This window comes from Gordonia sp. NPDC003424 (assembly GCF_053588655.1).
The window spans coordinates 79,784-104,266 of record NZ_JBSFQJ010000014.1 but is presented as its reverse complement, the minus strand read 5'-3'; the positions used below and the strand labels follow the sequence as shown (position 1 = coordinate 104,266).

Here is a 24,483-nt window from a genome sequence, read left to right as displayed (position 1 = left end):
ACGTAATTGGCCGTACATTCCTCGCGGCCATGGGTGCGTCGCAGCGATGCGTTGGGGGAGCGCCGACGTGACCGCACTGCTGTCCGACGGGCATGGGAGACTACCCCGGTCCTTCAACAAGCAACCCGACACCGTGAGGCGGCGATGGAAAGCGCACAGCAACCGACGCTGCCCGCAGCACACCGAAACGGTCCGCAGGCGACCAAGACGGCCGAGCCGCCGACCCTCGCCGCAGAACTCGAAGCCAACCAGTCGATCCACAAGTCGGCGGCCGTGCGGCTGTTCGCGGCGACGAACTCGGCGCTGTACGTGACGTTGATGGAACGCCACCTCGACTACGGTGTCCGCCTGTCGGAGACCGACCTCGCCATCCGGCTCGACCGCGACATGGCAGAGCTCGGCGTCGCCGACCAGCCCTCGGGACTCGATTTGGTCAAACTGTGGGCCAAGCAGGGCTGGCTGCACCGCGTCACCGATGCGTCCGGCCCGGGTGCCCCCAACGTCTGCCACCTGACCGCCGAAACCAGGTCGGTCCTGGACTACATGCGCCGTCTCCGTCGCGAGGACACCGTCGCCACCGGCGGCTCGATCAATCAGATCGCCGCCGGTCTACGCCGCGTCGCCGGTCAGGTCGCCGCCGACCCCGATCACATCCGCGAGGAGATCGAGCATCAGATCTCCGAGCTCGACGCCGAGCTCGCCGACCTGGACGCCGGGGTGCGGCCGGAACCGGATCTGCGCACCGCCGAGGACGAGGCCCGCAGCATCGCGTATCAGATGGAGCAGGTGATCACCGACATCGGACAGTACGGGTCGATGCTCGACCGCATCACCACCGCATTGATCGACGACCCGAACGACTCCGACCTTGCCTACCGCGACCGGCAACGGCAGATGTTCGACGACTACGAGGCGCTGCTCGAGTCGTCGCAGAGCGCGTCGTATCACGCGTTCAGCCGGATGATCCAGGATCCGATCCAGCGCGCGAAGCTCGTCGCCGACATCGCCACCGTCACCGAGCAACTGCCCGGCATCGACCACGGACTGCGATCGGTGATGGACAACTTCTTCGGGCTGGTCACCGAGCAGATGGGGGAGGTCGGGCGCACCCGGCAGCGGTGCGCCCGCCGCATCCGGCGGTTCGTCGCGTCGGGCACTCTGGAACAGAGCCGCGGCATCGCCCGGCAACTCAACGACGCCCTGACCACCGCCAACGAACTGCTCCGGACCTCTCTCACCGATCGCCGTCTGGGGTACGAATTGCCTTTGGCCACACCCACGCTCACCTCGATCGGGAGAGTCGGCTTCGAGATCCGGGATCCGGCGCCGCCGGCCCTGGCACTGCCCGCCGGCGCCGGTGCCGATCCGATGTCGTTCGCGTCGCTGGCCGGCCAGGTCGACACCGTCGAACTCACCGAGACCGTGAACGCGGCGATGGAATCGGGGCCGATCCCGCTGTCGGAAGCGATCGACCGGCTCGACGAACCGTATCTCGCCCACGTTATCGTCCTGTGGTCGTGGGCGCTCAAGCAGCCTCCCACCGCCGGTCCGACACCGCCCGGCCCGACGCCGGTCCGATTCCGCTCGCTCGAAGGGGAGGACCACGTCATCGAGGTTCCCGCACTGATGTTCACCGAACCCATCCCGACTGCGGAGGTCGACGCCCTATGACCACTGACATCGAGACATCGGACGGATCGGGCGATCCACGCGTCCCCGACGAGTTCGCCGGCTACGACGATCTGCCCGCGGTCCCGCTGACCGCCGCCGACACCGGCCCCGGCGCACCCCGGTTCGACGGCGACGTCAGCGAGATGCCCGACCGCGCCTGCTGGGCGCTGCAGAACCTGCTGACGCGGCGCTACATCAGCGGCGACCGCCACCCACAGCTCTGGGCGTGGGTGGCGCAATATCAGGACGTGCTGCGCATCCGGCTCTCCGAACTGGACCTGCGGTTGCGGATCGTCGACGAGATGCAGGTCGCGTTCGCCGAACAGTGCGGCTACGACTCACGTTGGGGCAGAAGACTTCTCAAGCGCGAGACGGTCAACACCTACGACGCCATCCTCGCGCTGCACCTGGCCAAGTACGTGCGCGCGTCACGCGACGAACCGGTACTCATCACCCGGGAGGACATCCACGAACTGTTCGCCGGCGTCACCAACACCATCGACCGCGACATGGCGGCCTTCGACAAGCGCATCGAACGCGCCATCGACAAACTCGACGAACTCGAGCTGCTGCGCAAACACCGCGACGACCCCGACACGTTCACGGTCAGTCCGGTCATCTCGGCGGTGATGACCGCGTCGGTGATCACCGATCTGCAGCGACAGTTCGACCAGTTCATCGGGGCCGGTGACGAGGACGCGACCGGCGACACCGTCGCACCCACCACCGCTGCTCCCGACGACGACTTCGACGACGAAGGAGACGACTGGTGAGCGCACCCGTCGACCAGTACCGACTGTCTCGGCTGCAGCTGATCAACTGGGGCGTCTTCGACGGCTATCACTCGATACCGTTCAGCGACGGCGGCGCATTGATCACCGGCTCGTCCGGTAGCGGTAAATCGTCACTGCTGGACGCGATTTCACTGGCCTTCCTGCCCGATCACCGCCGCAACTTCAACGCGTCGGGTGACGCCACCGCGGCCGGGTCCTCGAGCGGCAAACGCACCGTCGGCAAGTATGTGCGCGGCGCCTGGGGCGAGCGTCGCGAGGGCACGGGTGCCGCCCGCGAGATCATGTATCTGCGCGGCACCGGACCGGCGTGGGCGGCGATCGCGGTCACCTACACGTCGTCGTCGGGCACCTCGATCACCGGTCTGGTCCTGAAATGGCTGGCGGCGGGCAAGATGACCGACGCCCACAGTTCGTACTTCATCCACGACGGCGACGCCGACATCGTCGACGTCTGCAACGAGTGGGCACGCAGCAGCTACAACACGTCGGCCCTCCGGGAGCAGGGCTGGCGCGGGGGACCCGGCGAAGGAAAGTATCTCGCCACCTTGTACTCGCTGATCGGTATCCGCGGATCCGAAGCGGCGCAACAACTTCTCGGCAAGGCGAAATCGCTCAAGAGTGTCGGCGGACTGGGGCAGTTCGTCCGCGAGTTCATGCTCGACGAACCGACGAGCATCGTCGGGATCTCCGATGCTCTCGAACAGATCGACCCGCTGGTGGAGGCGCGTGAGCTGCTCGACGTGTCGCGCCGCAAACGCACCATCCTCGGGAACATCGAGACCCTGCAGGAACGCTACGCGACCGAGTCCGCGACGTTCACGGTCCTCGACACCATCGACACCGACACGGTGCGCGCCTATGTCAGCAATCTGCGGCGCCGCAACGCCGAACCGGAGGTCGCCGATCTCGACGATCAGATCGCCCGCCTCGACGGCGACCTCGCCGCGCTGACCGCGCAACACGATCAGCTGCGTTCGGACCACAGCCATCTGTTGTCGCGGATCGCCACATCCACCACCGACCTCGCGCCGCTGCAGGAGCAACTCGCCGCCGCGCAGAAGGTCAGCACGGAGGTGTCGGCACGCCGGGACAGCTACGAGGACAAGATCTCCGCCCTGGGCTTCTCGGCACCCGACGACGCCGAGGACTTCTGGTCGCTGCGAGAGTCCCTCATGGAGGAGGCGACCCGCATCGACGGCCAACTCGATGCAGGCAAGGGGCATTTCGCCGAGGCGTTGGCCCGGGAGGTCGCGGCGCGCACCCAGCGCGATGCCGCGCGCGACGAACTTCAGCGTGTCCAACAGGCCGGTTCGGCGCTGCCGCGCACCGAGCACGAGATGCGGCGCGTTCTCGCGGGCGGCTTGCAGATCGACGAGTCCGAGTTGCGCTATGTGGCCGAACTGGTCGAACTGCACCCCGACGAGGAGCGGTGGCGGCTGGCCACCGAGAAGGTCCTGCGCGGTGTGGGTCTGCGACTGCTGGTGCCCGACAAGCACTTCCGGGCAGCACTGCGCTACGTCAACAGCCACGACATGCGCGGGCGGATTGCGCTGCACCACGCCGAGACCCGGCCCACACCCGCGCCGGAGGAGGGGACACTGGGCGCCAAGCTGCGAGCCGTCGACCCCGATCATCCGTGCACAGCCGAGGCGCTGACGGTGATCTCGCGACTGGGCAATTACGTGTGCGTCGATTCGCCGACCGACTTTGCCGACCATTACAAGGCGGTGACCGACCAAGGGCTGCGCAAGGATTCGGCGAAACTCGCCGTCAAGGACGACCGGCAGACGCTGCGCCCGTCGCAGTACGTGTTCGTCGGCAACGGGGAGGCCAAGGTCGCCGCGCTGCAGGACGAACTCGAGCACGAACAGCGCGCCTACGACGCGGCACGCGCGGCCAGCGCCGCACTGGACGCCGATCGTACGGACAAGCAGCACCGCCGTGACGCTTTTCGACGGGTGTGCGAGCAGTTCACCCAGTGGAGCCAGATCGACACCGACGCCGCCGACGACCGGGTCGACGCCCTCACCGAGCAGCACGAGTTGCTGATGGCCGAGCACCCCGACATCGAGGCGCTGCAACGCAAGGCCGAGGACATCTGGGAGCAGGTCCGCAGCGCCATCTCGCAGGCCGCGCTGGTGCGTGACAAGATCGCGACGCACGATCAACGCCGGACCCAGCTGCTCGACCTGTTGGATCGACTCAAGTCCGAAGACGTTGCGCCGCAGGCAGAGACCACGCTCGACGGCTTCCGGGAGGAGTCCGCGGCCGTTCTGGACGTACTGTCCCCGGAGTCGTATCGGCAGGAGCTGGTGAAGGCGGTCGCCAAGGACCGTGACCGGATGCGCGCCGACGCGCGCCGCTCCCGGGATGAGATCGCCCGCATCCTCGACACTTACGACGAGGAGTTCCCCGACGCCATACCGAACGACAGCGACGACTTCGACGAGCGCATCCACGATTACGTGGCGCTGTGCCGCCGCATCGACGAACGCGAACTCCCGGCCGCCTACGAGCGGATGCGTCGGCTGATCACCGAGCAGGCGCCGGGGGCGATCCTGAGCCTGCACATGGCCGCCGACGCCGAGGAGCGGCGCATCGTCGAACAGATCGAACGAGTCAACACCGGTCTGGGGTCGGTGGCGTTCAACAGCGGTACCCGGCTGCGGCTGCAACCGGGTCGTAAGACGCTCTCCGCGGTCACCGAACTGACCGAGAAGGCACGGTTGATCTCGCAGCGCACCACCGCGGTGAGCTTCGGCGACGAACAGGCCATTCTGGAGCAGTACTCGGACATCCTGCTGCTGCGAGAACGGTTGGCGGGCAACACCCCGGAGGACCGTCAGTGGACCCGCGACGCGCTCGATGTGCGCAACCGGTTCGACTTCTACTGCGAGGAGCACGACGCCGAGTCCGGTGAGATCATCCGCACCTACAGCAACGCCGGCGACAACTCGGGCGGCGAGCAGGAGAAACTCATGGCGTTCTGCCTCGCCGGCGCGCTGAGCTTCAACCTCGCGAGCCCGCACGGCACCGACAACCGGCCGATCTTCGCCCAGCTGATGCTCGACGAGGCTTTCAGCAAATCGGATCCGCAGTTCGCGCAGCAGGCGCTCGCCGCGTTCCGCAAGTTCGGCTTCCAGCTGATCATCGTGGCGACCGTGCAGAACACCAGCACGATCCAGCCGTACATCGACAATGTGATCATGGTGTCGAAGTCGGAGTCCCGGGCCGACGCACGACCGACCGCCACGGCGATGTCGACGTCGATCCAGGCGTTCTCCGACCTCCGACGATCCAGCGGGAGCCGCCTGCCGGTGTGACCACACCGGCCCCCTGAGCAGCCCGGCGCTACCCCCGCCCCTGAGCAGCCCGGCGCTACCCCCGTCCCCTGAGCAGCCCGGCGACGGAGGAGCCGAGCGTGTCGCAGGGCGCTACCCCCGCCGCCTGAGCAGCCCGGCGCTACCCCCGCCCCCTGAGCAGCCCGGCGCTACCCCCGCTCCCTGAGCAGCCCGGCGACGGAGGAGCCGAGCGTGTCGAAGGGCCGCTCGGTTGGAACACCGCACACCAATCACGCTGGCTGCATGCACAATTTGCGCAGGCGAGGGATCGGGATCCGATAGTTGACGGCTGCCGCGGCACCCGAACCGTCAGTCCCGTCCCAGCGCAGCAGAAGTGAATCTGTGCTGGGATCACCATCCACGAGCGCCGGCTCGCCGGCGAGCGGCAGATCTCCAATCGCCTTGAGCGACAGGCCGAACTGCTCGGTCCAGAAGTACGGGCGGTGATTGAGCACTGGCGCATCGTCGCCATCCAGTAGGGCGGACGCGGCGACCTTGGCCTGATCAATAGCACTGTTCCACAGCGGAATCCGACGCACTCCGGTCGTTGTCGGCACGGCCGCCACGTCACCGGCCGCGACGATACCCGGCCGCACCCGGCATCGTTCGTCGACCTCGATCACATCTCCGCGGACGAGACCGCTCGGCCGCAGCCATTCGACGTTGGGCACATCGCCGGCGGCCGTCACGACAAGTTCGGCGGTGAACCGGGACCCGTCGCGAAGCCCGACGACGGTCGAGCCGTCCTCGCCGCGCCAGACCGTGGACACGCTGCCCGTCACGATCTTCAGTCCCTGGCGCACCGCGGCCTCGCAGAACACACGTGACAGGTGGTCGCCGAGCTGCGTCCGCAGCGGGGCGCCGTTCGACACCAGCGTGACCTCACAGCCGCCGGCCACACACCCCGACGCGATCTCCATGCCCAGCGGACCGCCCCCGACCACGATCACCGTCGGGCGACCGGCAATCCGACTGCGCAACAACAGGGCATCGTCGAGGGTTCGTAGCGTGACCTCACCACTGTCGGCCGGACCGAGTCGGCGTGCGCGGCATCCGGTGGTGATCACCAGACCGTCGTAGGGGACTTCACCTCCGTTCGTCAGGCCGACCGTCCGACGTTCGGTGTCAAGACTGCTGACACCGACGCCCAGAAGCTCGGTGGCGCCGTGCGCGGCCGGCGCCAACTCGTGGGAGGTGTCGTCGTCGTGGTCGCGCAGAAGAGCCTTCGACAACGCGGGGCGGCTGTAGGCCTGATGCCGCTCGCCACCGATCAGCGTGAGGTCGCCGTCGAAGCCGCCGGCGCGCAGCGAGTCCGCTGCGGTCAGCCCCGCAATCCCGTTGCCCACGATCACGATTCGCTTCATGGTGGCGGCGCTCACGACGCCGTGACGGCTTGTTCGAGGCGGAGTGCGGCGACCGGGCACACCCGGACGGCGGCGGTCGCCTCGGCGATGTCGTCGTCGGTCAGTTCGTCCCGATCGATGACGAGGTCACCGTCATCGTCGAGGTGCATCAGGTCCGGCGCGGCCTCTTCGCAGAGTCCGTGACCTTCGCATCGAGGACGGTCGAGGATGATCTTCATGCGGGTACCACCTGAACGGAGAGGGAGTCGAAACTGCGGGTGACGTTGGCGGGCTTGCGATGTGCGTCGCCGATGTCGATGCGCTTCACGCGGCGGGCCAGGGCGCCGATGATCGCGTGCGCCTCCAGCCGGGCAAGACCCTGACCGGCACAGCCGTGCGGTCCGTAGCCGAAGCTGAGGTGGTCGACGGGATTTCGTTCGATCAGGAAGGCGTCCGGGTCGTCGAAATGCCGCGGGTCGTGGTTACCGGCGCCGAACAGGATCGCGGCCTGCGCGCCTTCGGGGAGCAGGACACCGTCGATCTCGGTGTCCTTCGTGACGTACCGACCCCAGGCGTGCACCGGCGGCCAGAACCGGAGGACCTCGGCGAACGCCGCCGGCACCAGTGCGGGGTTCTCGCGGACCAGCGCGAGCTGGTCGGGATGACGACCGAACAGGGCGATGATGTTGCCGATCGACGCGATCGTCGTGTCCACACCGGCACCCAGGTACTGGTGAATGATGTGACCGGCAGTGTCCGGCGGGATCGCGCCACGCGCCTGCGCCTCGAAGATGCCGTGACCCACCGATCCGGGTGTGAGGTCCTCGGCACGCACCTGCGAGCACCAGGCGTAGAGTTCGCCGGCGATCGGGAAGCTCTCCTGCGTGCGCTGGTTCATCGGCCCGATGACCTCCATGGCGGCCTGACCCCACCGCAGCATGTTGGCGCGCGCCTCACCGGTGAACCCGATGAGATCAGCCACCACGGCGAGCGGGAAGGCGCGTGCCACGGCGTCGATCGCCTCGAACGAACCCTGCTCGACGAGATCGGCGATGAGTGCATCGGCCTTGGCCTCGATACCGTCCTTCATGGTGCGCAGGGCACGCGGCGAGAGGTTCTCCGTGAGCGCGGCGCGCAACGGCGTGTGGACGGGCGGATCCGATGCCAGCGACGTCCCCTGCAGTGCCTCGTTGACCATCGGGTTGAACCCGATGGACCGCGACGAGAACGTACCCGGATCGCCGAGCGCACCGCGGATGATGTCGTAGCGGGTGAGCACGTAGACATCGTTGACGGGCAGGTACACGGCCCCGTTCAGCTCGCGCAGCATCGTGTAGGTGGGGTAGGGGTCGACGAGTATGTCGTCGCCGAAAAGGTCGAGTTCGGCGACGCCGACATCGGTGGTCGAGGTACTGACGGTCTCGGTCACGGTGTCCTCCGGGTGAAGGTGATCAGCCGCCGGTGCAGCGGCAAATGGGCTGTGAACGCCATCACAACCGATGGCGATGCAGCGAGATTGCCACTCGCTAGTCGGGCTGTCAAGTGACTGTTCATTTGGTATGGCATGCCGGTGACGGGCGACCATGTCGCACAACGCCGACCTGCGCGGGGGCGGATGTTCAGTTATGTCACTTGACAGCCTGTCAACTGATATGACACTGTTCACGTGTCGGGTCGTGACAGAGAGCACACCCCAGCGGCCGTGTCCATGCCGGTCACCAACCGCATACCCCGGGCCCCGGAGCCCGCATACCGAAGATGGACCCACGAAAGGAAGTGCCCATGACGGGTGCCGCCACCACTGAGAACACCGTGTTCACGGTCCTCGGTCCCGTTCCCGCCGACGACCTCGGAGTCGTCCTGGTGCACGAGGCGCTGCTGTCGGTGTTGCCCGGAGCGCAGTACGCCTTCGACATCACCATCGACCGCTCGGAGATCTTCAACGTCTTGGCCGCCAAGCTGTCCGACTTCGCCGACCACGGCGGCAAGACGATCGTCGACTCCACCGGCATGTTCCACGGCCGCGACGTCACCCTGCTCGAGGCGCTGTCCCGCACGACCGGCGTGCACATCGTCGCCTCCACCGGGCTCGGCCCCGAAGCGATGCTTGGCGGCTATTTCCTGACGCCGCAGACGAATCCGCCCACGCCGTGGCCGGCGGAGAAGTTTGCCGACCTGTTCACCAAGGAGATCACCGAGGGCATGGTGGTGCCGCGGGTCGAGCGTCGTGGCGCGGCCGGCCTCGTGACCACCGCGGCAGCTCGTGAGGGCATGACCGCCACCGAGGAGAGCCTGTTCCGGGGCGCGGCCCGCGCAGCCGCCAATACCGGTGTGCCGGTGTCGATTCGCTTCGGAACCGATGCCGTCGGAGACCTCGAGGTGGTCCTCAAGGAGTCACTGCCCGCCGAACGCGTCGTGGTCGGTGGACTCGACCGCACCGACGCGGCGGCCGCCGGGGCACCGACCGCCGTTGCGGCTCGAGGTGCCTTCGTCGGCATCGACCACATCGGATTCGACGACGATGACCACCTCACCGACGCCGACCGGGCGGCGCTGGTGGCCGAGTTGGTCGAGGCAGGGTACGGAGACCGTATTCTGCTGTCCAGCAATGCCATCGGTGTGGCCAAGGGCCTATCCGAGCGCGATCTGCCGTTCAGTTACATCCTGACGGACTTCGTCGACATGCTGACCCTCGCCGGTGTCGGGGACGCTGACGTGCACCGCATCCTCGTCGACAACCCACGCGCGCTGCTCACGGTGTGCTGAGCACCGGATTCTCCAAGACCATCAATATGTTTCGACGTCAGAAGGTGAATGTTGTGTCGAGAGTGAACACCGTTTTGGGCCCCGTCCCGGCCGAGATGCTGGGGATCGTGGCCATCCACGAGCACATCGGGTACGGCATGCCCGGATCCGAACTGGACACCCAGTGGTGGAAGACCCCCGAGCAGCGGTACTCCGAGACCGTGCCCAAGTTGCGCAAGTTCCACGAGTACGGCGGCGGCACGTTTGTCGACGTGACCGGTATCTGCAACGGGCGCGACGTCGACTACTACAAGTCGTTGTCGGCCAAGACCGGGGTGCACATCGTCGCCTGCACCGGGTTCGTCGGCGGGGACACCGCCCTGCCGTTCTTCGCTGCGGCCACTGTCGAATACCTGACCGAGCACTTCGTGCACGAGATCACCGTCGGCATCGGTGACACCGGTAGTAGGGCCGGTGTCATCAAGGTGGGTGTCAGCCGCGGGGGCCGGATGACCGACCTCGACAAGAAGATCTACCGTGCCGCGGCGCGCGCAGCCAGGCAAACCGGCGTACCGATCCTGACCCACCTCGCGATCGACGCGGAGAACGCCATCGCCATCTTCACGGAGGAGGGGCTGCCGCTGGATCGGGTGCTCTTCGGGCATGCCGACGACGGCGTCAACGCGTCGCAGACCCGCGACCGGTGGATCGCGTCGCAGGGCGGGCGGGTCGGCTTCGACACGTTCGGCTACGAGACCGAACTGCCGGATCCACCGTTCTGGGCCCGGCCCCGCAAAGAACGGCTCGCTCATTTCCTCGGCTTCATCGAGGCCGGTTACCTCGACCAGGTTCTGGCCGGCATCGATGCCAACTGCAGCCCCCTCGGGTGGCCAGGGGTGAAGGGCCACACCGTCAATTACCTCTTCGAAGACCTCATCCCCGATCTCCGTGACGCCGGCGTCGACGACGCGACCATCACCAAGCTCTTCGTCGAGAGCCCGGCCGAGTTCCTGTCCATCCAGAACTGACGAGATCTCGATGCGGTCGTCGCAAGCTCCTCCCTGATCCGAAGAGTCGCCACACCCCGCTGATCGAGTAAGGCCCCGAGCTTGTGAGGCGCCGCATCGAGATCTCGTTCACCGTTGATCTCGATGCGCTCGCTCGCAAGCTCGCGGGCTTACTCGATCAGCGAAAAGGGCTGCGACTCTTCCCAGCCCACGCTGGCCGCCTGCGGCGGCCCAGGTTACTTACTCGATCCAAGGAGTAAGGCACCGAGCGAAGCGAGGCGCCGCATCGAGCCACCCGCCCCAAAACCCCACCCCCTCCAGAAAGCAGAAACCCATGCAGCCCAACGAACTGAAGGACCTGACCGTCGCCATCATCGGCGGCGGCTATGGCGGCGCGTCCGCGGCAAAGGCGTTGAGCGTGCTCGGCGCGAACGTCACCGTCTACGAACAGGCCGGGCAGATTCGCGAGGTCGGTGCCGGCATCGGGTTGCGCCCGAGCAGCATGGACCGATTCCGTCAGTGGGGGACCTTCGACGCGATCGCCGCGGTCAGCTCGCCGAGCGACTACTTTGAAATCCTCACCGCCACTGGAGAACCAATCGCCAAGGACACCTGGCCCGAGCACAACGGACTCACCAACACCTACCTGATCCATCGTGGCGACTTCATCGACGCGCTGATCGGCGTCCTGCCCGACGGCATGGTCGAACTCGGCCACAAGCTCGAGACGATCGTCGACAAGGGCGACCACGCCGAACTCGCCTTCGCCAACGGCGAAACCGCCACCGCCGACCTGGTGATCGGCGCCGACGGCATCAAATCGGTTGTCCGCACGCAGCTCTTCAGCGCCAAAGAGCCGCGATTCTCCGGTGAGCGGGCCTACCGCGCGGTCATCTCGACCGACGGTGCAGAGGGCATGGTCGTCGACGACAACCTGCGGATGTACATCGGCAAGGGCACCAAGCTCTACCTGCTGCCGCTGCGCCACCGCAACGGCGTGTCCTTCGACATCACCGCGTTGTGCCCGGATCCGACCTGGTCGCCGGTGGTATCCAAGGAGGAAATGGTCGACACCGTCGCCGGATTCGACGAACGTCTCGTGACCATCACCCGCAACCTCGACATGGACACGGTGAATATCCGCGCCGTGTACGACATCGATCCGGTGGACAATTGGCACTCGGATTGTGTTGCGCTGCTGGGTGATGCGGCCCATTCGATGCTTCACCATCAGGGCCAGGGCGCGAACTCCGCGATCCTCGATGCCGGCGAGCTCGCCGACGCGTTGCGCGACGCCGATTCCGTGCCCGCGGCGCTCGCGCAGTATCAGGCCGTGCGCAAGCCGATCACCGATGAGCTGCAACGGATCTCGCGTTCCGGATGGAGCGAGGACGAACTCAATGACGTGTTCCCCGGCCAGAAGCCGGCGCACACGGCACCGATAGAGGCCTGAGCGATGCCGCTGCACCCCGAGATCGCGAAGGTCCTGGCCTCACTCCCGGGACCCCCCGAGGGACCACTGAATCCGACGGCGATGCGTGCCGCTGAGGAGGCCGACGTGCCCCCGCTCGAGGAGCGGTTGGCGCTGTTCGACGTCGAGGACACCGTCGCACGCACGTCGACCGGCGACGTGCCGGTACGGATCCACACCCCGGCCGAGGCCGACTCGTACGGGCTGGTCGTCTATTTCCACGGCGGTGCGTTCTTCCTCGGCAGCCTCGACACTCATGATCACGTCGCGCGGTCGCTGGCGAAGGTGACCGGCTGCAAGGTCATCTCCGTGGGCTACCGCCGCGCACCCGAAGCGGCGTTCCCCGCCGGCCTACAGGACTGCTATGCGGTGGTGCGGTGGGCGGCCGAGAACCCCGAGCGCCTCGCCTGGGACGGCATCACGCTCGCGATCGCCGGCGACAGCTCCGGCGGCACGTTTGTCGCCGCAGTCGCCGCCATGGCACACGACGCGGGCTTCCGGGCCATCACACACCAGGTGATGTTCTATCCGTCCCTCGACCTCGATTCCGACGTCGACCGCTATGAGTCGTTGCGGGACAACGCCGAGGGCTACGGACTGGAGACGGCGGGGCTGAAGCCGTTCAACGCCTTCTACATCGACAGCGGCGCCGACCCGGCGGACCCGCTGGTCTCGCCGATCAAGCGGTCAGATCTGACCGGACTGCCGCCGGCACTGATCGTCACGGGCCAATACGACCCGCTACGCGACGAGGGCGAACTCTACGGCGAGAGGCTCAGGGCGGCCGGGGTCGACACCGCGGTCAGCCGCTACGACGGCGCCGGACACGGCTTCGTACAGCACTTCTCGTGGATTCCGGAATATCACCGGGTCTACGAGGAGACCGCCGCCTTCCTCGACCGAAAGGAGACACAGGCATGAGTTCCGAAGTGGCGGTGACCCCGCTTGTCTCGCCATGGGGCCGGTTCGGTCTCTACAGCTTCTTCATCGGCGCGCCGGAGCCGGCGATCGTCGACACCGGAATCGCGTCGTCGCCCGCCGAGGGGATGAAGCCGGCGCTGGCGGAACTCGGCCGTGACATCGCCGACGTTCGCTGGATCCTGTTGACCCACGGTCACATCGACCACATGGGTGGTGCGTACGCCCTGTGGGAGATGACCGGCCGCCGGGCGCAGGTGGTGATCGGGGCCGCCGACGCGCCATTCCTGCGTTCGCGGCGCGCTCACGTCGACGAATACCTCGGTGCCCGTGGCCGTTATCTCCACGACCCGGAAGGTGAGGCGAAGCAGATCGCCGTCACCGACACGGTGATCTCGGGCGAGATGGAGCCGACGATACTCGTCACCGGCGGAGAGACCCTCTCGCTCGGAGGTGACGTCACGGTGTCGGTGCGGTCGATCCCCGGCCACACCGCCGGATCCGTCGCCTACATCATCGACGGCCAGGACGACGTGTTCGTGGGAGACGCGGTACAGGTCCACGGCGCGGCCAACGGATTCCCCGGCTACGTGGATCCGGTGGCCTACCGAGCCAGCGCCCGGTATCTCCTCGACGAGGTGTGCCCGCGTCACCTGTATCTCGGGCATCCGTATCGCCGGATCGACGGCAGACCCTACGGTGTCGAACTCGATGCGACGGAAGCGCGCGAGGCACTCGAGCAGAGTCTGGAGGTCGAATCCCGCGTCGACGAGGCCGCCCAGCACTGTCTGTGCCACGGGCTGACCGAGACCGAGTCGGTCTACTCGCCGTTTGCCCCGGTGGCCGAGAAGCTCGACTACGAAGGCGATCCCACGCTCGAGCCGTCGCCGTTCTTCACCTCGATGCACGGGTATCGCGAGCAGTTCGAGCACGATTCCCGATGATCGGTTGCGGGGGTTTCGATGCGCTCGGCTCCTTCGTCGCCGGGCTTACTCAACCAGCGGAGGGGCGCTCGGCTCCTTCGTCGCCGGGCTTACTCGACCAGCGGAGGGGCGCTCGGCTCCATTGTCGCGGTGGAGGTAGCCACCTCTTCGCTGGTCGAGTAAGGGAGGAGCTTGCGACGACCGCATCGAGACCCCACCGCTCCTCTCGCTGGTCGAGTAAGCCACGAGCGAGCGCAGCGAGCCGGAGGCGCATCGAGACCCCACCAATCCTCAAGCCACAGAACAGGACCCACACCATGACCGACACCAGAACACTCGAGGGCGGCGGGGAGAAGATCACCGTCCGCAAGGATCTGCGCATCCCGATGCGCGACGGCGTCGCACTCGTGGCCGACGCGTACGCCGGCACCGACGACATCCCGCATCCCGCGCTCGTCGCACTCAGCCCCTACGGCAAAGAGCTCCAAGCCCTTTCCTTGACGATGCCACCCCAACGGCGACCCAGCCCGATGTGGGACGGGTGCATCGAGGCCGGCGACATCGCACGCGTGGTGTCCGAAGGCTACGTCCACGTCATCGGCGACCTCCGCGGCTCCGGCGGCTCCGAGGGCGATCACATCGGCAACTACAACGCCGGTGGGGTGTCGCTGGGCCAGGATGCCTACGACCTCATCGAGTGGGTCGCCGAACAGCCCTGGTGCGATGGCAATGTCGGCATGATCGGCATCTCCTACTTCGGTTCGATGCAGCTGCTCGCGGCCGCCGAACGCCCACCACACCTCAAGGCGATCTTCATCAGCGGCGGTCACTACGACTTCTACGAGACCACCTATCACGGCGGCATCATGTGGTTCATGCCGCGCGCCGCCCGTGAGGGACGCGGGGGAGATTCGGGTTGGGCGTTCACCGACCGGATCAAATCCCGGATGCTGGAGACCTACTCCGACGAAGAGATCGCCGATCGGGTGGCCAAACGCCTCGCCGACCCGGACGTCGCGGCATGGCCCAATCTGGTGCACACCTTGCATTACCCGACCCATCACGAGGCATGGTTCGACATCATCACGAATGAGGTCGACGGCCCGTGGTACGAGGAGCGCAACCCGATCACGTTGGCGCCCAACATCGATATCCCGGTATGGCTGCAGATCGACCAGGGCCGCGGCTGGACCATCGACGGCACCATCGAGGTCTTCAACGAGCTCAAAGGTCCCAAGAAGCTCGACATCGGTGCCTACCCGCCCATGCAGTCGCGCCCGTGGGTCGAAGAGTACGACAAGATGTTCCGTTGGTACGACTACTGGATCAAGGGCATCGACAACGGCGTGATGGACGAGGAGCCGGTCACCGTGTTCGTCGAGGGATCGAGGGAACTCGTCACCGGGGAGCAGTGGCCGCCCAAGCCGGTCGGCTACCGATCGCTGTATTTGCGCCCGCGGGGCAAGCTCTCGCCGGAACCCGAACCGATGAGCGCGGAATATGCTGCGCCGGAGGGCTTCTACCAGGCTCCGCTGACCGTCACCGACACCGTGGAGATGCTCAACTGGAGCACCGCGCCCTTCGAGGAGCCCACCGAGATCATCGGCACCGGCGCCGCACACCTGTTCGTCGAGATCGACCAGCCCGACACCAATCTCATCCTCCGCCTCTGGGATCAGGCACCGGGCGGCAACCGGCAGCTGATCACGACCGCTTACCTCAAGGCGTCGCATCGCGAGCTCGACGACCGGACCACCGAGGGCAACCCGTATCACCCACACACGCGGGCGGTGCCGGTGCAGCCCGGGGCCATCGAGGAATACGTGCTCCGCGTCTACCCGTTCGCCGCGACGTTCCTGCCCGGCCACCGCCTGGTGGTGGAGCTGTCCAACGACGAACCACTGGTGGACGAACACAATTCACTGCTGCCGCCCGATGCCTTCCACCTGCCGGTGGGACGGGCGGTGACCCACAAGGTCTATCGCGACGCCGCACACCCCTCGCGGCTGGTGCTGCCGTTCACGCGGTAGCCCGCCCGTCAGTGGGGGAGGACGGCCGACCAGCCACCGTCGATCATGAGGTTGGTGCCGGTGACATAACCCGATTCATCCGACGCCAGAAACACTGCGTAGTTGACCACGTCGTCGGGTGTGCCGACACGGCCGAGCGGGATGGCCTCTGCGATACGGCGCATCGGATGGTTGTCGTCGAGCAGCGTCGCCTCCGTTTGTGGGGTGCGGATCATGCCGGGACTGATGCAGTTGGCGCGGATTCCGTGCGCCGCGCCCTCGGCCGCCAACTGCTTGGTCATCGCGATCACCGCACCCTTGGTCGCCGTATGGGCGAGGCGGGTGTTGGTGACCGATCCGGTGACACCCGCGGTGGAGCCGACCAGGATGATCGACGCGGAATCGTTGGCGGCGAGGTGTTTCCACGCATGCTTGATCGGCAGGAACACCAGGTCGACCTCATGGGACATGACGAAATGCCAGTCGTCGTAGGTGATCTCGTCGACCGGCGCGAAGGTGGTCAGACCTGCGTTGGCATACAGGACGTCGATCCGCCCGGCATCCGTGGCGACGTCGGAAATCCATTGGCCGACAGCATCTTCGTCGGTGAGGTCGACTGGATCGGCACCGATCATGGTGCCACCGGCCGCGGCGACCAGTTCGACCGTCTCGGCGTTGCGAACGGGATCGATGTCGCAGCCGTAGACGGTTGCGCCCTCGCCGGCGAACCGAACTGCGGCCGTGCGTCCCTGCCCGCTCGCGGTCCCGGTGATGACGGCGACCTTGCCCGCCAAACGACCCGTCACCGCGGCACCCCCACGCCCGACAACGCCTCTGAGATCGACTTAACACCACCATGCGATGTCGCACCGCCGTCGACCGTGATCTCCGCCCCGGTGGTGTAGGTGGACGCGTCGCCGAGCAGGTATTCCACGGTCCCGGCGACCTCGTCGGGCGTACCCGCCCGGCCGAGAGCGGTTTCGGCGATCGACGCGTCCCGGAACACCGACGGCGCGGACGCCGTCATCGGCGTGTCGATGAATCCCGGATGAACGATGTTGACTCGAATTCCTCTGTCGCCCAATGCGAGCGCCGCCGTGTGGGTCAGTCCACGCAACGCCCATTTGCTGGTGGTGTAGGCGACGGGGTAGTGGGCGGTGAGCGCGGCGATCGAGCCGATGTTGACGATCGACCCGCCCGGCGGCATCAAGGGCGACAGCGCCTGAATCGCGAGGGTGGGTCCGATGACGTTGACCGCGTACGCCTCGGCCATGTCGTCGCCCGTCACCGTGTCGATCCGCGCACGCCGGGTGATCCCGGCGCAGTTCACCAACCCGTCGAGTCCGCCCTCGGAAAGCTCATCGGCGAGCGCCGCCCACTGGCCGGCGGCGGTCACGTCGAACGCGCGGACCCGATCGGCGCCGACACGATCGAGTCCGACGACCCGGGCGCCCGCGCCGACGAGCCGGTGCACGATGGCCGCACCGATACCGCCTCCGGCGCCGGTCACCACAACTCTCTTGCCGGTCACACCCGTCATCGACACACCTCCTCGGGAATCGTCACCAAGGGTGACCATCGAAGGAGCGGAAGCGGAACCGCCGAATCACCGATAGGCGACATAGGCGCGGGCTATACGCCCGGCGAACCTGATCCGAACCCGATCCCGGGTTACAGCGACCCGGCGGCCACCTCGCCGATCACCTCGCGCAGCCACGTGTGTCCGGGGTCCGCGGCGTGAACCGAATGCCACCAGAACGCGTCCCGCAGCGGTGCGACATCACCCGGACAGGGCATGACCCGGAGATCGGCGACACCCTGCACCCGCTCGGCCAATGAGCGTTGTAGTAGCGCCACCCGCCGGGTTCCACTGACGATGAACGGCACCGCCAGGAACGACTCGACGACGACCTCGATCTGCGGCTCGACACCGAGCGTCTGCAGCTGACGCAGCGCCGGGGTGAACGCCGTCGGGCCGTGAAAGGTCACCACCCAGGGGGAGCGTTGAAGGTCGGCGAGAGTGATCTCGTCGCCGATGTCGGGATTGTCGGCGGAGCAGACGCATACCCAGTCATCGGTCGGAAAATCGATGGGCGACGCCCCGGAGATGAAGCCGTACGGGATCACGACGCCGTCGACGGCCCGCAGGGTGTCCTCGGCGTGATCGACGAGATACGGCGTGTTCTGCTCGAGACGCAGCTGCACCCCCGGAGCTCGGTCATGCAGCGCTCGCGCGAGCGGCTCGCCGACCCGCAGCGCGCCGTAGTCGCTCACGACGATGGTGAAGATGCGGTCGGCCGTCGCGGGATCAAACGTCGGCGCCGCATCGAACACCCGCCGCACGGTCTCGATCGCGGTGGCGGTGAGCGTCCGCAGATTGGCCGCCAGCGGCGTCAGCTCGTAGCGATTGCCGTTGCGCCGCAGCAACGGATCATTGAAATGCCGTCGCAGGCGAGCCAGCGCCGCGCTGGCGCTCGGCTGCGCCACGCCCAGACGCTCGGCTGCCCTCGACACGTTGCGTTCGTCCAGCAGGGCATCGAGCGCGACCAGCAGGTTGAGGTCGAGGTTGCGCAACTGTCGCGCGGTCGTCGAGGAAGCCACATTATCGATCGTAGCTATACCGACTATCCACAACCAGCGCTTCCCAAATAGTGATGGCGGCCGCATTGTGGTTGGGACCACAGCTTAGGAGTCACCACGATGCCATCACTGAACGCACTCGTCATCGGCGCGGGAGTCGCCGGCACCGCGACCGCGATTCTGCTCGCCGAGCAGGGAGCCGAGGTCGACCTCGTCGACATCAAGCCCGATGTCTCGGCACTGGGATCCGGGATCACCCTGCAGGGCAATGCCCTGCGTGTCCTGCGCGAACTCGGCGTCTGGGACGAGGTCGCACAGCACGGATACTCGTTCGACACCTTGGGGATTCGCACCCCCGACGGGGCACTGGTCGCCGAACTGCCCGATGCCCGCACCGGCGGCGACGACCTTCCCGCGACCATGGGCATGTACCGGCCCACGCTGGCCCGGATCCTGGTCGACCGGGCGGCCGATGCCGGCGTCAAAGCACGCTTCGGCACCACTGTCACCGCTCTCACCCAGGACACCGACGGCGTGACCGCCACATTTGCCGACGAGACCACCGGCCGTTACGACCTCGTCGTCGGTGCCGACGGGCTGCGCTCGTGGACGCGACGAGAGATCGGCATCCACGTCGAACCGCAGCCGACGGGTATGGGCATCTGGCGAGTGTTCGCACCTCGCCCGGTGTCGGTGACCCGCACCGACCTGACCTACGGTGGCGTCTGCTACATCGCGGGCTACTGCCCGACCGGCGAGGACACCCTCTATGCCTACCTCGTCGAGGACTCGCAGGACCGTGGCGGACTGACCCCGGAGGAGGCGCTCGAGACGATGCGGACCCTGGCCGCGGAGTACCACGGCCCGTGGGATGAGATCCGCGCCGGCCTCACCGACGCGTCGCGCATCAACTACACGCGCTTCGAAACCCATGTCATCGACGGTCCGTGGCATCGTGGCCGGGTCGTCCTCATCGGCGATGCCGCCCACAGCTGCCCGCCCACGCTGGCCCAGGGCGCCGCACAGGCACTCGAGGATGCGTCGGTCCTCGCCGATGTCCTGCGCCGCCACACCACCATCGACGACGCCATGTGGACCGAGTTCGCCGAACGACGGTTCGCACGGGCCAAGGCAGTGGTCGACGCGTCGGTTCAGCTCGGTCGCTGGATGCTCGACCACGAACAGGGCGACGTGCCCGGCCTGATGGGCCGGATCGCGACCATGCTCACCACTCCCGCCTGATCACCCTTCCACCACAACCATTTTGGAGCCACCGATGACCACCGACACCGTTCATGACGCCGCGGCCGACCAGCAGTCCGACTACGCATTCACCCATCTGCGCCACGTCGCGATCGCGGTGCCCGATTACCAGAAGCAGATCGACTTCTACACCAGCAACTGGGGACTCACCGACGTCGGTTCCGACGGCGACGTGACCTATCTCGCCGCCGAGGGTTCACCGGAGAAGTACGTGGTGCGCGTCCGCCGGTCGACCGACAAACGACTCGACCTGATCTCCTTCGGCGCCGCCGACCGCCAGGCCGTCGACGATCTCGCTCTCCGCCTGGGCCGCTCCGGGGTGACCCTGATCGACGAACCCGGGACTCGGCAGACACCCGGCGCCGGGTACGGCTTCCGGTTCTTCGACGGCGAGGGACGCACGTTCGAGGTCTCTGCCGACGTCGACGTGCGCGAACATCGCAAGATCGAAGAGGGCGAGTCGATTCCGGTCAAGTTGTCCCACGTCGTCATCAACAGCCCCGAGCCGGAGAAGACCGTGGCGTTCTACGAGCGCCACTTCGGGTTCCGCGTGTCCGACATTCTCATGCACCCGAGGATGGGTCGGATGATGTGGTTCATGCGCACCAACACCGCACATCATTCGCTGGCGATCGCGCGGGGGCCGCACACCGCGCTGCATCACGCGTCGTTCGAGTTGCGCGGGTTGGACGAATACATGCGTGGCACCGGGCGCCTGCTGCGGGTGGGTGCCGAAAAGATCTGGGGCCCGGGCCGACACATGGCCGGCAACAACACCTTCTCGTACTTCCTGGACCCGAACGGCAACACCATGGAGTACACCACCGAGCTCGAAGTGCTCGACGAGGACACGTGGCATCCGCACCTGTACGACTTCTCCAACCCGGACGTCACCGACCAGTGGGGCACGGCCAACGCGATGAACGAGTTCGTGGCATCGCGGTCGTTCAACGATCCGGACAAGGGCCTGTTCGTGGCCCCGCCGGTCTGATCTCGATGCCGGAATCCATCTGCCACCCAGAAAGGTTCGCCCGATGAAGTTCGCCACCATCATGGCCGACGGTCAGCCGCGAGCCGCGGTGATCACCGAGCGCGGCGCGCATCTCCTCGAACCCGATCGCACCATGCTCGATGTCATCTCGACCGGGCTCGAGGCGGCGCTTGTCGAAGGGGGTCGGGCCGTCGAGTCCGGCAAGACCCGATCGCTCGACGACGTCGAGGTGATCGCGCCGCTGCAACCGCCCACGATCCGCGACTTCGTCACCTTCGCCGAGCATGTCGAAGGTGTCCGGGCGTCCATCCAGCAACAGTCCGGTGTGCCCGAAGCATGGTGCGACGCACCGCATTTCTACTTCACCAATCCGCACACCATCACCGGCCCCGACACCGTGGTCCGGGCTCCCGGTGGCTCGGAGAAGCTCGACTTCGAGCTCGAGGTCGCCGTCGTGGTCGGCGGAACGGGCACGGATGTTCCCGTCGCTGACGCCGGTGACCTCATCTTCGGCTACACCATTCTCAACGACTGGTCGGCGCGTGACCTCCAGGGCCGCGAGATGCAGATCGGGCTCGGCCCGGCGAAGGGAAAGGACTTCAACAATTCGCTCGGTCCGGTCATCGTGACCGCCGACGAGTTCGCCGACCGTGTCGACCCCGACGGCTTCCTCGACCTGACCTGCACGGTCCGCGTCAACGGGGAGGAGATCGGGCACGACGTCACCACCAACATGGGCTGGTCCTTCGCCGCCATGATCGCCTTCGCATCCCGCAACAGCGTCGTCAAGCCGGGCGACGTCCTCGGCTCCGGGACGGCCGGCAACGGCGGCTGCCTCGCCGAATTATGGGGCCGCCGAGGCACTCTCGATCCGGCTCCGCTGACCGAAGGCGATGTCGTGGAGCTGACGGTCGAGGGCATCGGAACCCTGCGCAACACGATCGGCGCACCCTGGCCGGCTCCGGAACCGATGCCCGCGCCGCGCATGACCGATCAGCAACGCCGCCGCGACGAGCACCGCTCCCGCGACCTGGCGTCCAGCACCCCCGGGAGCAGCCATGAGCACTGACACCAGCGCTTCGTCGCCGACCGCCCTCGATCGCACCGACCCCGAAGGAGCCATCGCCGCTGCCGTCGCACGCTGCTCCAACTGGGGCCGATGGGGCGACGACGACGTCCACGGCACGCTCAATCACCTGACCCCCGGTGATCGCATCCGCGCGGCCGGTCTCGTGCGCACCGGCGAAACCCTCAGCCTGTCACTGCCGTTCGACATGGACGGACCGCAGAAGGGCTGGCGGCGACGCACCAATCCGGTGCACACCATGCTCGACACCGGCGTCGACGCCGAAGCCGGGATCCAGGGGTTCCCGCACGGACTCGGCGGCGCCGACGACGTGATCGCGATGCCACTGCAGTGCTCGACGCAGTGGGACGGTCTGGGGCACATCTTCGATCACGGGCGGGCCTGGAACGGTCGACGCTCCGGACAGGTCGTCACCGCGGCGGGGGACCAGGTGACCGGCATCGAGACCGCCGCCGACCGGATGGTGGGGCGCGGTGTGCTGCTCGACGTGGGCCGGGTGATCGGCGACCACGGCGAACTGCCCGACGGCTTCGCGATCACGGCCGACCACCTGGACCAGACGATCTCCGAGCAGGGTGTGTCGTCGGCCGTCGGACGCGCCGACTTCGTGTGCGTGCGGACCGGACAACTCACCCGTGCACTGCGCGACGGGTGGGGCGACTACGCCGGCGGGCCCGCGCCGGGCCTGTCGTTCACCACGGCCGACTGGCTCCACGACCGGGAGATCGCCGGAATCGCCACCGACACCTGGGGATTCGAGGTACGGCCGAACGAGTTCGACGTCGCCTTCCAGCCACTGCATCAGGTGGCGATCCCGCACATCGGGCTCTACATCGGCGAGATGTGGCACCTCGACGCGCTCGCCTCCGCCTGCGCTGCCGACGGTCGATACGAGTTCATGCTCGTCGCACCGCCGCTACCCATCACGGGCGCCGTCGGATCCCCGATCAATCCGATCGCGATCCGCTGAGCATCCGCTCGCAGCCACCTTCCGCCCCTTCCGCTCCCCGAGGCGCGAGCCATGAAGCGTGAGAAACCGACCAATTCCATTCTGGAGGAACCATGTTCGAATATTTCCAAGGCAACAAATACGTATGGAACTTCGCGATCGCCGGCGCGCTGAACAGCGGCGGCCGTATCGACGAGATCGACCGCGCCTGCCGCCCGCTGCGCGACGTCGCCTCCACCAACGAGGACGTCGGCACCGAGGATTTCCTGCGCACCTGGACCGCGCTCGTCGACCAACTCGAGGAGCAGGCCGAGGAGAACGTGACCAAGGGACACCTGCGGACGGCAGGCCAGACCTATGCCCGTGCCGCCAACTACCTGATCACCGCCGAACGTATGCAGAAGGCGGGCACGCCCGAACGCGACGCGACCTATGACCGCTGCCTGAAGCTGATGGAACGCTCCTTCGAGCTGGCCGATCCGCTGACCCGGCGCGTCGAGGTCCCGTTCCGCGACACCACTCTTCCGGCCTACTTCACCAAGCCGATCACCACCGACGGCGCTCCGGTGCCGGCGATGATCCAGTGGAACGGCCTCGACAGCACCAAAGAGCACATGTACGTGTCCGAGCACAGCCGTGAGCTGGCCGCACGCGGCATCGCCACCCTCATGGTCGACACACCCGGATCCGGCGAGGCGTTGCGCAAACAGGGGCTGACCGCGCAGATCAACACGGAGGAATGGGCGGCCGCCTGCGTCGACTTCCTGGAGAACGACCCGGCCATCGACTCGAGCCGCGTCGGCATCGTCGGCTGGTCACTCGGCGGCTACTACGCACCCCGCGCCGCGGCCTTCGAAAAGCGGCTCGCACTGTGCGTGGCGTGGGGCGCCAACCACGACTGGGGCAAGGTTCAGCGTCGTCGCGTCGAACGTGAGGGCGAGCGCCCCGTGCCGCATTACTGGGAGCACGTCCTGTGGGTCTGGGGCGAGACCGATCTCGACACCTTCCTCGACATGGCCGACAACGTGAACCTCGACGGTGTCGTCGAGCAGATCACCGTGCCGTTCCTCGTCGCCCACGGGGCCGGCGACCGGCAGATCCCGGTGGAACTCGCGCAGCGCTCCTACGACCAGGCGGTCAACAGTCCCAAGCGGGAACTGCGGGTGTTCACCGCCGACGAAGGGGCGACCGAGCACATCGGTCTCGACAACTTCGGCTACGTCAGCAGCTTCGTCGCCGACTGGGTTGCCGACACCTTCGCCGAGCTGGCCGCCGCTCCCGAGCCGACGCCCGAGGCCGTCGCCGCTCGCTGACCCGCCCTGAGCGTCCCACCCGCTCCCTGAGCGTCCCACCCGCACCCTGAGCTTGTCGAAGGGGAAACGCCCGGGTTC

20 protein-coding genes are annotated in these 24,483 nt (G+C 67.0%); 14 read left to right on the top strand and 6 right to left on the bottom strand.

Annotation, left to right across the window (positions count from 1 at the left end):
• The first annotated feature begins 144 nt into the window (after positions 1-144).
• The 3 genes from ACWDTI_RS19350 to ACWDTI_RS19340 are packed head-to-tail and all read left to right on the top strand — an operon-like array spanning position 145 to position 5,788.
• Complete coding sequence (locus ACWDTI_RS19350; protein ID WP_449739735.1) at positions 145-1,671, top strand: DUF3375 domain-containing protein; 1,527 nt, start codon at positions 145-147, stop codon at positions 1,669-1,671.
• The gene (locus ACWDTI_RS19345) at positions 1,668-2,444 is read left to right on the top strand and encodes a DUF4194 domain-containing protein (protein WP_449739734.1); all 777 of its coding nucleotides are present in this window, start codon (positions 1,668-1,670) and stop codon (positions 2,442-2,444) included. The genes ACWDTI_RS19350 and ACWDTI_RS19345 overlap by 4 nt, the downstream gene beginning before the upstream one ends.
• On the top strand, positions 2,441-5,788 hold the full coding sequence (locus tag ACWDTI_RS19340) for an ATP-binding protein (RefSeq protein ID WP_449739733.1): 3,348 nt from the start codon (positions 2,441-2,443) through the stop codon (positions 5,786-5,788). Before ACWDTI_RS19345 ends, ACWDTI_RS19340 begins: the two co-directional genes overlap by 4 nt.
• Before the next feature lie 248 nt (positions 5,789-6,036).
• Here ACWDTI_RS19340 and ACWDTI_RS19335 read toward each other — a convergent pair whose 3' ends face one another.
• The 3 genes from ACWDTI_RS19335 to ACWDTI_RS19325 are packed head-to-tail and all read right to left on the bottom strand — an operon-like array spanning position 6,037 to position 8,578.
• The gene (locus ACWDTI_RS19335) at positions 6,037-7,185 is read right to left on the bottom strand and encodes an NAD(P)/FAD-dependent oxidoreductase (protein WP_449739732.1); all 1,149 of its coding nucleotides are present in this window, start codon (positions 7,183-7,185) and stop codon (positions 6,037-6,039) included.
• Positions 7,182-7,388, bottom strand: a complete 207-nt coding sequence (locus ACWDTI_RS19330) for a ferredoxin (RefSeq protein WP_449739731.1) — start codon at positions 7,386-7,388, stop codon at positions 7,182-7,184. Before ACWDTI_RS19330 ends, ACWDTI_RS19335 begins: the two co-directional genes overlap by 4 nt.
• Positions 7,385-8,578 carry a cytochrome P450 gene (locus tag ACWDTI_RS19325; RefSeq protein WP_449739730.1) on the bottom strand — a complete coding sequence of 398 codons (1,194 nt, stop codon included), beginning with the start codon at positions 8,576-8,578 and terminating at the stop codon, positions 7,385-7,387. The genes ACWDTI_RS19330 and ACWDTI_RS19325 overlap by 4 nt, the downstream gene beginning before the upstream one ends.
• Before the next feature lie 353 nt (positions 8,579-8,931).
• On the opposite strand from ACWDTI_RS19325, the gene ACWDTI_RS19320 reads away from it, so the two are divergent.
• From ACWDTI_RS19320 to ACWDTI_RS19295, 6 genes are all read left to right on the top strand, one after another.
• Complete coding sequence (locus tag ACWDTI_RS19320) at positions 8,932-9,915, top strand: phosphotriesterase family protein (protein WP_449739729.1); 984 nt, start codon at positions 8,932-8,934, stop codon at positions 9,913-9,915.
• A gap of 53 nt (positions 9,916-9,968) precedes the next feature.
• Entirely contained in the window at positions 9,969-10,922 is a 954-nt protein-coding gene (locus tag ACWDTI_RS19315) for a phosphotriesterase family protein (protein WP_449739728.1), read from the top strand.
• A gap of 313 nt (positions 10,923-11,235) precedes the next feature.
• The gene (locus ACWDTI_RS19310; protein ID WP_449739727.1) at positions 11,236-12,354 is read left to right on the top strand and encodes an FAD-dependent oxidoreductase; all 1,119 of its coding nucleotides are present in this window, start codon (positions 11,236-11,238) and stop codon (positions 12,352-12,354) included.
• A gap of 3 nt (positions 12,355-12,357) precedes the next feature.
• Complete coding sequence (locus ACWDTI_RS19305; protein WP_449739726.1) at positions 12,358-13,293, top strand: alpha/beta hydrolase; 936 nt, start codon at positions 12,358-12,360, stop codon at positions 13,291-13,293.
• Positions 13,290-14,234 (top strand): MBL fold metallo-hydrolase, encoded by a 945-nt coding sequence (locus tag ACWDTI_RS19300; protein ID WP_449739725.1) that lies wholly within the window; start codon positions 13,290-13,292, stop codon positions 14,232-14,234. Before ACWDTI_RS19305 ends, ACWDTI_RS19300 begins: the two co-directional genes overlap by 4 nt.
• Before the next feature lie 296 nt (positions 14,235-14,530).
• Positions 14,531-16,243, top strand: coding sequence for a CocE/NonD family hydrolase (locus tag ACWDTI_RS19295; RefSeq protein ID WP_449739724.1), 1,713 nt, complete (start codon positions 14,531-14,533; stop codon positions 16,241-16,243).
• 8 nt (positions 16,244-16,251) lie between these two features.
• On the opposite strand, the gene ACWDTI_RS19290 is transcribed toward ACWDTI_RS19295, so the two are convergent.
• The 3 genes from ACWDTI_RS19290 to ACWDTI_RS19280 all read right to left on the bottom strand — a co-directional run bounded on the left by ACWDTI_RS19290 (position 16,252) and on the right by ACWDTI_RS19280 (position 18,823).
• Positions 16,252-17,028: an SDR family NAD(P)-dependent oxidoreductase gene (locus tag ACWDTI_RS19290; RefSeq protein ID WP_449739723.1), complete on the bottom strand. Its 777-nt coding sequence runs from the start codon at positions 17,026-17,028 to the stop codon at positions 16,252-16,254.
• Positions 17,025-17,762, bottom strand: coding sequence for an SDR family NAD(P)-dependent oxidoreductase (locus tag ACWDTI_RS19285; RefSeq protein ID WP_449739722.1), 738 nt, complete (start codon positions 17,760-17,762; stop codon positions 17,025-17,027). The genes ACWDTI_RS19290 and ACWDTI_RS19285 overlap by 4 nt, the downstream gene beginning before the upstream one ends.
• A 131-nt stretch (positions 17,763-17,893) precedes the next feature.
• On the bottom strand, positions 17,894-18,823 hold the full coding sequence (locus ACWDTI_RS19280; RefSeq protein ID WP_449739721.1) for a LysR family transcriptional regulator: 930 nt from the start codon (positions 18,821-18,823) through the stop codon (positions 17,894-17,896).
• A gap of 99 nt (positions 18,824-18,922) precedes the next feature.
• On the opposite strand from ACWDTI_RS19280, the gene ACWDTI_RS19275 reads away from it, so the two are divergent.
• From ACWDTI_RS19275 to ACWDTI_RS19255, 5 genes are all read left to right on the top strand, one after another.
• A complete protein-coding gene (locus tag ACWDTI_RS19275; RefSeq protein ID WP_449739720.1) occupies positions 18,923-20,044 on the top strand; it encodes an FAD-dependent oxidoreductase in 1,122 nt (373 codons plus the stop codon).
• A 34-nt stretch (positions 20,045-20,078) separates the two neighbouring features.
• A complete protein-coding gene (locus ACWDTI_RS19270) occupies positions 20,079-21,056 on the top strand; it encodes a VOC family protein (protein ID WP_449739719.1) in 978 nt (325 codons plus the stop codon).
• Between the two features lie 43 nt (positions 21,057-21,099).
• Positions 21,100-22,125, top strand: coding sequence for a fumarylacetoacetate hydrolase family protein (locus ACWDTI_RS19265; protein ID WP_449739718.1), 1,026 nt, complete (start codon positions 21,100-21,102; stop codon positions 22,123-22,125).
• Entirely contained in the window at positions 22,115-23,113 is a 999-nt protein-coding gene (locus tag ACWDTI_RS19260) for a cyclase family protein (protein ID WP_449739717.1), read from the top strand. The genes ACWDTI_RS19265 and ACWDTI_RS19260 overlap by 11 nt, the downstream gene beginning before the upstream one ends.
• Before the next feature lie 92 nt (positions 23,114-23,205).
• Entirely contained in the window at positions 23,206-24,405 is a 1,200-nt protein-coding gene (locus ACWDTI_RS19255) for an alpha/beta hydrolase family protein (protein ID WP_449739716.1), read from the top strand.
• Positions 24,406-24,483 lie beyond the last annotated feature (78 nt).